This is a genomic window from Rhodococcus sp. NPDC057014 (genome assembly GCF_042673295.1).
Taxonomy (GTDB): domain Bacteria; phylum Actinomycetota; class Actinomycetes; order Mycobacteriales; family Mycobacteriaceae; genus Rhodococcus_F.
On sequence record NZ_JBHUSF010000364.1, the window covers coordinates 1 to 8,553 of the forward strand.

Sequence of the window (8,553 nt, forward strand, 5' to 3'; positions counted from 1 at the left end):
GCTCGGGGCCCGGGCCGACGACGCACCGGACGTCGAACTTCTCGCCGATCGTGGCCGCGAACCCGTGAACGGCCGCGGAGTCCCTCGCGATCAGGCCGTCTCCGGTGACGACCACGGCATCGAGGTTGCCGGGCAGCCAGCCGAACGCGCCGAGTGCGGTGGCGATCTGGGCCGTCGGGGAGCCTCCCGAGGAGAACCGGAACGCCTTGCCTGCCTCGACGCCCGAGCGGATCAGCGCGACCGTCGATCCGGTGTCGTCGACGTGATAGATGCCGACCAACTGCCCCGGGCGCTCGGCGATCTCGGATTCGAACCAGGCCGCGGCGGCTTCGGCGTCCGAGACCAGGGACAGGTACGACATGTCGGCGTAGTCCAGAGCGTCGCGGAGCGCTGCGACGGCGGCCGAGTCCCAGCGGGTGGGGTAGGTGGCCATGATGTCGGGCGCGCCGCCCGTCCGGCCACCGTGGTCGGGGAGGGGTTCGCACTCGCGGAGCAGGCAGCGCATCGCGCCCGCGACCAGGTCTTCTGCGCGGTACCGCGATCCGTCGCCCACCGCGACACCGGCCGGGTCGCCGACGCGGGGAAGGAACCCCGACACGGTGTGTGTGTCGCCGATCGTGTGCGGCGCCGATCCGCCGAGAATTGCGGTGCCGTCCGGGCACATGTGCAGCACGGTGTCGCGGACGATGACGACCGGATCCGGGGATCCTGGATCGTTCGACGCCACCACCGCGGTGGACACGACACTGCCGATCCTGAGCCCGACTCCCATGGACATGCAAGAACCCCTATTCGTGTTGCGAACGGATTGCGACTTCCGTCAGGCCGGTTCCGACCGGGTCGGTGAAGGCCACAAGATGTACATCCTGCTACCCGGGCGTGCTTGTGCGCGCCATCACGCGCGGCGTGGCGTGGTCGTATTGCACACACTCGGAGAGTTTCCGCTTCCGGCGAGTGATCGGTCAGGTCACCGTGGGGGCGCCGAGGGCAGTTCTCCACTCGGACACGTTCTCGGTCATCCAGCCGAGGAGATGCTCTGCTTCCTGCGGATGGCGGCCGGTGCCGGCGAGGAGATCGGCGAAGGCCTGTGCCGGGGCGGCCAGGCGGACGTTGTCGCGGAACAGGGTGCGTTCGAAGACCGCGGCCGATCGGGGAGTGGCGACGAGGACGTTGGCGCCCTGATCGACGGGACGTAGTTCGAGAGCGCCTGCCAGCGCCTCGGCGTTGTCGGCGTAGATCTGCACCTGATGCGCCGGCGCGTACTCGACGAACGCCGCCGCGGCGAGCGAGCCGGTCACCGTGTAGAGATGATCGGAGACCTTCCCGAGTTTCGCGACGAACGACTGCACTCCTTCGGGCGCGAAGTAGCCGACGGTGGGGCAGTCCTTGAAGCTGGAGTCGCTGCTCCAGGCGCGCAGCATCTGCTGCCACCGAACACTGGTGATGGGGCCGCGGGGGAGTCGCTCGAGGAGATCGCGTTCCTCCAGGGTCTCCACCACCCGATACGTCGCGCCGGTGGACGCGCCGGACAGCCGGACGAGTTGCGGGACCGTCAGCTGACCCGAATGATCGGCGAGGGCACGCACGACCCGTGCGGCGGGATCGCCGGTCAGCTGAGCGGCCGGACGGCCGGGTCCACGCCACGGGTCGGCGTCCGCGCCGCGGTCGCGCACCCAGATGGCGGGCCGGTCTGCCGACAGCGACGTGTTGCCCGTCGCGTCCGCGTAGGAGAGCCCCCTGGCGTCGAGTTGGCGGCGAACGGGCTCGGAAAGATAACGAGCGCAGACGAATCCGCGATCGGATCCGGAAAGTCCGTCGGCGAACCGGGCGGCGTCCCCCGCGAGCACCCCGCGGGCGGGGATGACGGAGAAGGACGCCACCTCGCCGCCCGGTGCGCCGACCAGCAACCGTTCCGGCGCGTCGGCGAGGGAGCGGGACTTCCCGGACGTCAGCGACCAGCCGTGGGGGAGTGCGGCCTGGAGGGTCGCGATCGCCCGGCGGTAGAGATCGATGTCGCGTTCCGGCTTGGGGAACGGGACCTTGGGCTCGCTCCCGGCGAACTCGGGGTTCTCCTGATTCGGCACTCCGCCAGTCTACTGAATCGGTCCGAGACGGAACCAAGAAAAAGACTGAAATTCTTTGGTTGGATTCCGAATGTCACCGAGCATCCGGATCCTGCCCATCCTCGCCATCGCAGACCGCCCGTCCTGAACGCCCAGACGAGAGCGCCCACCGGCGATTTCAGGGTCGTCGGGCGGTCCAGGCGGTCCTGCTGCCGCGGACCGCCAGGTCCCCGCGGTGCAAACACTGTCCGGGCCGTCGTCCGAGAGAAGGCGATCGAGAGTGTCGCGGTCGTCGGCGGCGAGTTGTCCGTCGAGGGCCGAGCGAACGCGGCGCAGAAAGGTGTGTGCGTAGCGTCCGGTGCTCGGCGGGGCGGGGGTTACCTCGCTGGTGAACCGGCGCTCCTCGACGTCCACGAAACCGGCCCTCTCCACATGGGCCCGCCAGTTCGGGTGCGCGTTCCAGTCCATCCGCGCCAAGGCCTCGTGGCAGCGCGACTCCAGGCCCGGGCGGCCCATCCCCAGGTCGTTCGGCAGGATGCGGGGCAGAGCATCCATCTCGACGACCACCAGCACGCCGTCGGTGTTCAGTGCGGCGTACATGTCGCGTAGCAGCCGGTCGGGGTCGGCGACCTCGTGCAACGAGGAGGCCGCCCATACGACATCGGCTGCCTCGACCCCGGGCCAGCCGGCATCCAGATCGGCGCGCACGACGCTCACCCGCTCGGCCAATCCCTGCCCGCGCGCGGCGGTGCGGATGCGCCCCAGCATCACCTCCGACCTGTCGATCGCGACGACCTCGGCCGCGGGGAACCGCCGAGCCAGTGACAGGCTGCCGACGCCGGTTCCGGCGCCCACGTCGACGACCCGGCGAGGCGTCTCCCCGGCGCGCAGTCCGGCCCACTCGGCCACCAGGTCCAGGTAGGCGCCGAAGATGTCTGCGTCGAGGTCGAGAAGATCTGCCAGTGCGGCCTCGTGGGCCGGTGTGTGTTCCCCGTGGTGGTGGGCGTGGTGATGCGAGTGCTGTGTCATGACTCCAGGCCAGCCACGTTCTGCCCTAAGCGCATACACTCTTGCGTATGACGCAAGAACTGGGGTTGGACGGCGTGATCCGGCAGCGGATCCGGGGTCTACGGCTGGCCCGCGGGTGGTCCCTCGACGCGCTCGCGGCCCGCTGCTTCCTCAGTCCGTCCACATTGAGCCGCATCGAGACGGGGCACCGCAGGATCGCCCTCGACCAACTGGTTCCGATCGCGCGGGCTCTCGGCACCACGCTCGATCAACTCGTCGAGTCCGTCGACGACGAGGACGTGGTGATCCGGCCGATGCCAGAACAGACGCGAGGTCTCACGACCTGGCTGCTGTCCCGCGAACGTGCCCTCCACGGCGCAACCGTGGCGAAGATGCGCATCACCCCCGAACGGCCCGCGGGCCCGGAACACGTGTGTGTGCACCCCGGTCACGAGTGGTTCACGGTCCTGTCGGGGACGGCCCGTCTGCAACTGGGGGAGCGGACCATCCTGATCGAAGCGGGTGCCGCAGCGGAGTTCTCGACCATGGTGCCGCACTCCATCGGCGCCCACGACGGTCCGGTGGAGATCCTCACGATCTTCGACCACGACGGGGAGCGGGCACACCTGCACGCCGACCACAACGAGTAGAAGGGACGGATATGTCGTCTTCCGACACCGCAGGCGAGACGGAATTCCCGGCGAGTATGGGAAAGGTCTCCCGTCGTGAGCTCGCATCCCACGGCTACACGCGTTTCGATCAACTGACGACGGTCACCGCCGAGGAGCTGTTGAAGATCCACGGCGTCGGACCGAAAGCGATCCGGATTCTCGCGGAGGAACTCGCCGAGCGGGGACTCGGATTCGCCGGCTGAGCGGCGGAGCCGGACGCGCTACAGCAGGCCGTTCGCGCGCTGGTAGGTGGCAGGCGGTGTGCCGACGACCTGGGTGAAGACCCGGGTCAGGTGGGCCTGGTCGCTGAACCCCAATTCGTAGGCGAGCGCAGACCAGTCGATCCTCTCGCCCGAGTGGGCTGCGGCGGCCGCGTCGAGGACGCGAAACCGCTGGATCACCCACTTCGGGCCGATGCCGACGTATTCGGTGAACAGCCGTTGCAGGGTGCGCAGGCTGCAGCCCGCGTGCGCGGCGAGCTGGTCGGCGCGGACGAAGTCCCGGCGGCGCTGGGTGTCGCCGACCAGGGCCGTGATCTCCCGCCCCGTGGGATCCGGAACGGGATCGGTGTGCAGAAGGTACCGCTCGAAGGCGTCGATCATCTCCGCGCTGTCCGTGCCTGCGAGGATCCGTTCCGCGACCGGGCGATCGTCGAGGGTGAGCAGATCCCGTGCGGGCTGGACGGTTCCCGAGATCGCACCGAGACTGCTCTTCAGCAGAGGCCGGAACCCGCCGGCGTGGAAGGCGGCTCCCAGCACGTGGCCGTGTCCCGTCAACGTTCGGTAGAACGGCGACCGCGAGATACCGTGCACCAGCAACTGGCCGTCCTCGGCGGCGACGTGAACGCGCGGCTGAGGAACCACCTGCTGCCGATGGGGCTTCGGCACCGACCACCGCACCAGCCAGTGGTAGTCCACGAACTCGGCCAAATCTGCTCGGGGAGCGACTCGTTCGACCTCGAAACCGGGTGCGTCGGCGGTCGGGCGGACGATCGCCTCGGGATGTCCTGGCACATTCGGCACTCGCTCATCCTAGTGTCGCGAATGTTCAAGCACACCACGCGGCCGCGTACATAGAGTCTCCTCACATGAGCTACTCACGCACTGCACGAAGCACATTCACCATCGCCGCGTGGTCGGAATCGGTGATCACCGACGTCGACGGCGAAGGTACGACCGCCGGCGACACCTACTACCCCGCACGCGGCGCCACCCGAGCGGCCGTCGAATATTCGTACTCCGGCGACATCGAGGGAACGAGCACCGTGGCCTACCTGATCGCGTACAAGGCCGATGCCGCCCCGGTGCTCGGCCTCGAGCGCTTCGAGGGCTCGATCGGCGGGCACGACGGAACGTGCGTGTTCCAGCACCTCGGCAGCCAGGACCAGGGTTCCGTGTCGGCACGGATCGAGGTGGTGCCGGGTATGGGCACGGGCGGCTTGACCGACCTGCGCGGCAGCGCGGACCTGTCCATCGCCGGACCCGGCGAGGGCGGCTACGAATTCGTGCTGTCCTACGACGTCGGCTGAGTGGGGGTCGTCGAGCGTGCGCTCAGCGGCTTCAGGCCACACGACGCCGCGAGGCCCTGCGATTCGATGCCGAACGCGGTGTTGGAGCGGGTCATGAAGTTCGTCAATGCGATGAACGCGGTGAGTTCCACCATCGCGGCCGGACCGAGCGCCTCCAGGAGCCTGCCCGACAGTTCGTCGGTGACCGTCGGCGGGGTCAGCGTCATCGCCTCGGCGTACTCCAGCACGTCCCGCTCCACCGGGGTGAAGACGTCCGACTCACGCCATCGGGGCACCTCGCGTGCCTTCGTCTCGTCCAGTCCGTTGTTGTGGGCTTGGAAGTAGCCGTAGTCCAGGCAGAAGCCGCAGCCCACCATGCTCGCCACCGCCATGTGGGCGAACGACTTCAGATTCTCGTCGCACCGGTCCCACTTCTGTACCTTGCGGCTGACGCTGAAGCTGAAGTTCGTCACCTTGCGGTTGTTCCACACGACTCCCACCCCCTCGGGCACGTCGCCGAGCATCTTGCGGGACATCCGCTTGACGACCGCACCGTAGATGCCGGTCAATTCTGCCTGCGGGATCCTGGTCATGATTTCCTCCTCCGGTTCGAATGCTCTCGGCATAGAGACACCGGCCACGAGCCGAATGTGACATCCGAACCGGATTTTTTCGCCGGCCGATCGTCAGCCCTGCGCGAGTGCGCGGTCGGCCAGCGCGGCGATCACGGGGGAGAGCGCCTGCGCGTGTTCGAGCGTCAGGTGGTTGTCGTCGCGGTACACGAGGTCGTTGCCGACGACGACCGGGCAGCGCTCGGCGGTGCAGAACAGGGCGGTGAGATCGGCGTACCGTCCGCCGCCTGCCGCGGTGGCGGCTGCCTCGGCCGCGACCCCGGCGTCGTCGACCGCTACCGGCCGTGGCGGTGAGCAGGCAGTCGCGTCGTCGAGGTGCGCCGACAGGCACGTCGGCACGGTCGACTGCGGATCCGGGACGGGCCCGAGGACGAGGACGGACGCACCCGTGGCCCGGAGTTCCGTGACCAGTCGGGTCAGGCTGTCGAGCCAGGGCCTGCCGTACACGCTGAAACCGAAATCGGCGCCGTACCGCCGGGACATGCTCAGCACGACCAGGCGGGGCCGTTCGGTGCGCAGCCGGTCGAGGATCTCGCCTCGCCACTGCTCGCACTCGCTGTATTCCCGTCCGAGATAGGGGCTGGTGAGGGGCAGATCGAGGAGCGGGCAGGTGACCTTGCCCATCGTTTCCAGCCGCCAATGGCGCTGCTCGGCGGCCGCTTCGAACGCCGGGGCCCACATCGCGGCATGCGAATCCCCGACCAGCGCCACCGTCGTCGCGGACGCCACGTCACCCGATGCGCACTCGTCCTGCCCCACCTCGAGCCACGACCGTACGCAGCCGTTGACGAACACCGCAGGCTTGTCTGCCGGTGCGTCGGCGAGCGGTGGCGACAGATTCGACGGGACCGCCTGCAGCGCAGCAGCGTCCGCGACCGCCGACTGCACCTGCGCGGTCATGTCGTTCACCGCCGCGTCACGAGGATCGATTGCGGGAGTAGCCGATTCGACCGGTGCCGAGACGGTGAGGGCTTCTGCGGCGGCGCCGTGACCGACTGGGACCGGTCGCGCCACCAGCAGCACCAGCGCCGCACCGACGGCGACGGCGGTGACGGCTCCGCCGAGGACGAGGCTGCGCGAGGCCGAGCGGCGCAGCGGAGCCGCGAAGCGGACCGGGTTCTCGACCAGGGCCAGTGTCAGTCCGGCCAGGCCTGCGGACACCATGACCATCGCCAGCCGATCGGTCAGGTCGAGAGAGCGGCCGAGCACGATCGGCGCGAGCAGCAGCACCGGCCAGTGCCAGAGATACCAGGAGTAGGACACTCGCCCGACGGCCCGCATCGGCGGCAGGGACAGGCCCCGGCCGACTCCCAGCCGCGGTGCCGCACAGCCTGCGCCGATCACCAGCACCGTGCCGAGAACGGGCAGCAGCGCGGCGGTGCCGGGGTAGGGCGTCGTCTCGCCCAGCCGAACACAGGCGAAGACGATCAGTGCAAGACCCGCCCAGCCGGCGGCCGCGGCGACCACCGGCGGCAGGCGCCGCCAGTGCCGAACCGACAGCGCGACCAACCCACCGGCGGCCAGCTCCCACGCGCGGGCGGGCAGCGAGAAGAACGCCCACGGCGGCAGCGTGCGGGTCCAGTCGAGTGAGACCGCGAACGACACCGCCGCGACCACCGCGAGGACGAGCAGATACGGGGTCGCCGACGGTGCGTGGTCCGGGCCGAGGCGTCGTGTCCGGCGCCGCACGAGCCAGGCGACCCCGATGATCAGTGCAGGCCACAGCAGGTAGAACTGCTCTTCGACGCCCAGCGACCAGTAGTGCTGGAACGGTGACGGCGGCGCGTCGGCGGCCAGGTAGTCGGTGCCGTGCAGCGCCAGCCGGTAGTTGCCGACGTAGAGCGCGCTGGCGATCCCGTCGCCGAGGACCGCGCGGGCCTGCAGTGGGGGAAGGAGTACGGCGGCGGCTATCGCGGTGGCCACCAGCACGACGCACCCGGCGGGCAGCAGTCGCCGGGCACGGGCGCCGTAGAATTCGGCCAGCCCCACGCGGCCGGTGGCCGCCACGTCCCGCCACAGCAGACCGGTGATGAGAAACCCCGAGACGACGAAGAAGACGTCGACACCCGCGAACCCGCCGTCGATCCCGGGCACACCCGCGTGGAAGAACACCACGGCCAGCACCGCGAGGGCCCGCAAACCCTCGATGTCCGTACGGAACACGGTTCCGGCGGTCCGGTCACCGGTCCGAGGGCGGTCACCGGACCGGCCCCGTCGTTCCGGGCTGGCGACGGTACTCACTCGATCAGCGATCTGTCCATGCGACGAGCCCCTTCGGCTGCGGCCTTGGCCTCATGATGACAGCGGTGCCGCAGTTTTCCCGAAAGGCACGCCGTACCAGGGCAGAGCGCAATCGGGCGGACTTTCACCGGATTGATCAGAGGAGGCCTGGCCCTTCAGGGCCGGGAGGAAGCTGATTCTGTACTGCGCGATCGCGCATAGCGGGGTCGCTTCCTTGAGTGGGTTCGGTTCGTTTGTGGTTGGTGAGGTACTCGGCGATGATGGCGAGTGGGGCTCCGCCGGCGGAGGCGGCGAAGTAGGACGGTGACCAGAAGTGGTTGCCCCACAGGTATTTCTGGATGTGGTCGGGGAACTCTTGGCGCAGGTAACGAGCCGAGACGCCCTCGAGGCTGTTGACCAGGGTGGACAGTTGCGCGGTGGGTGGGTAGCGG

The 8,553-nt window shown here is 69.1% G+C and carries 9 protein-coding genes and 1 pseudogene; 3 read left to right on the forward strand and 7 right to left on the reverse strand.

Features of this window, described 5'->3' with window-relative positions:
* From ACFTZB_RS39495 to ACFTZB_RS39505, 3 genes and pseudogenes are all read right to left on the reverse strand, one after another.
* A partial coding sequence (locus tag ACFTZB_RS39495) for a hypothetical protein (protein WP_378440456.1) occupies positions 1–778 on the reverse strand: 778 nt, incomplete at its 3' end.
* A 184-nt stretch (positions 779–962) separates the two neighbouring features.
* A complete protein-coding gene (locus ACFTZB_RS39500; RefSeq protein ID WP_378440458.1) occupies positions 963–2,084 on the reverse strand; it encodes a helix-turn-helix domain-containing protein in 1,122 nt (373 codons plus the stop codon).
* Between the two features lie 157 nt (positions 2,085–2,241).
* A pseudogene (locus tag ACFTZB_RS39505) lies at positions 2,242–3,092 on the reverse strand (class I SAM-dependent methyltransferase).
* Positions 3,093–3,139: 47 nt separating this feature from the next.
* On the opposite strand from ACFTZB_RS39505, the gene ACFTZB_RS39510 reads away from it, so the two are divergent.
* Together ACFTZB_RS39510 and ACFTZB_RS39515 are read left to right on the forward strand one after the other, a co-directional pair.
* The gene (locus ACFTZB_RS39510) at positions 3,140–3,721 is read left to right on the forward strand and encodes a helix-turn-helix domain-containing protein (RefSeq protein ID WP_378440461.1); all 582 of its coding nucleotides are present in this window, start codon (positions 3,140–3,142) and stop codon (positions 3,719–3,721) included.
* A gap of 11 nt (positions 3,722–3,732) precedes the next feature.
* Positions 3,733–3,945 (forward strand): hypothetical protein, encoded by a 213-nt coding sequence (locus tag ACFTZB_RS39515; protein ID WP_378440463.1) that lies wholly within the window; start codon positions 3,733–3,735, stop codon positions 3,943–3,945.
* Between the two features lie 18 nt (positions 3,946–3,963).
* Here the strand turns inward: ACFTZB_RS39515 and ACFTZB_RS39520 are convergent, their stop codons facing one another.
* On the reverse strand, positions 3,964–4,764 hold the full coding sequence (locus tag ACFTZB_RS39520) for a helix-turn-helix domain-containing protein (RefSeq protein ID WP_378440465.1): 801 nt from the start codon (positions 4,762–4,764) through the stop codon (positions 3,964–3,966).
* A 65-nt stretch (positions 4,765–4,829) separates the two neighbouring features.
* Between ACFTZB_RS39520 and ACFTZB_RS39525 the strand changes: the two genes are divergently transcribed.
* The gene (locus tag ACFTZB_RS39525; protein WP_378440467.1) at positions 4,830–5,270 is read left to right on the forward strand and encodes a DUF3224 domain-containing protein; all 441 of its coding nucleotides are present in this window, start codon (positions 4,830–4,832) and stop codon (positions 5,268–5,270) included.
* On the opposite strand, the gene ACFTZB_RS39530 is transcribed toward ACFTZB_RS39525, so the two are convergent.
* The 3 genes from ACFTZB_RS39530 to tnpA form a co-directional block, all read right to left on the reverse strand.
* The gene (locus ACFTZB_RS39530; RefSeq protein ID WP_378440469.1) at positions 5,255–5,842 is read right to left on the reverse strand and encodes a carboxymuconolactone decarboxylase family protein; all 588 of its coding nucleotides are present in this window, start codon (positions 5,840–5,842) and stop codon (positions 5,255–5,257) included. The two genes, ACFTZB_RS39525 and ACFTZB_RS39530, sit on opposite strands and share 16 nt — an antisense overlap.
* 93 nt (positions 5,843–5,935) lie before the next feature.
* Positions 5,936–8,122, reverse strand: coding sequence for an acyltransferase family protein (locus ACFTZB_RS39535; protein ID WP_378440471.1), 2,187 nt, complete (start codon positions 8,120–8,122; stop codon positions 5,936–5,938).
* Between the two features lie 136 nt (positions 8,123–8,258).
* The coding region (gene tnpA, locus ACFTZB_RS39540; RefSeq protein WP_378440473.1) for an IS200/IS605 family transposase at positions 8,259–8,553 on the reverse strand (295 nt) is incomplete at its 5' end.

Excerpts from the sequence above, each read along its gene's own strand:
- ACFTZB_RS39525 (WP_378440467.1), top strand. The coding sequence starts at position 4,830 with ATGAGCTACTCACGCACTGCACGAAGCACATTCACCATCGCCGCGTGG.
- ACFTZB_RS39530 (WP_378440469.1), bottom strand. The coding sequence starts at position 5,842 with ATGACCAGGATCCCGCAGGCAGAATTGACCGGCATCTACGGTGCGGTC.
- ACFTZB_RS39515 (WP_378440463.1), top strand. The coding sequence starts at position 3,733 with ATGTCGTCTTCCGACACCGCAGGCGAGACGGAATTCCCGGCGAGTATG.
- ACFTZB_RS39510 (WP_378440461.1), top strand. The coding sequence starts at position 3,140 with ATGACGCAAGAACTGGGGTTGGACGGCGTGATCCGGCAGCGGATCCGG.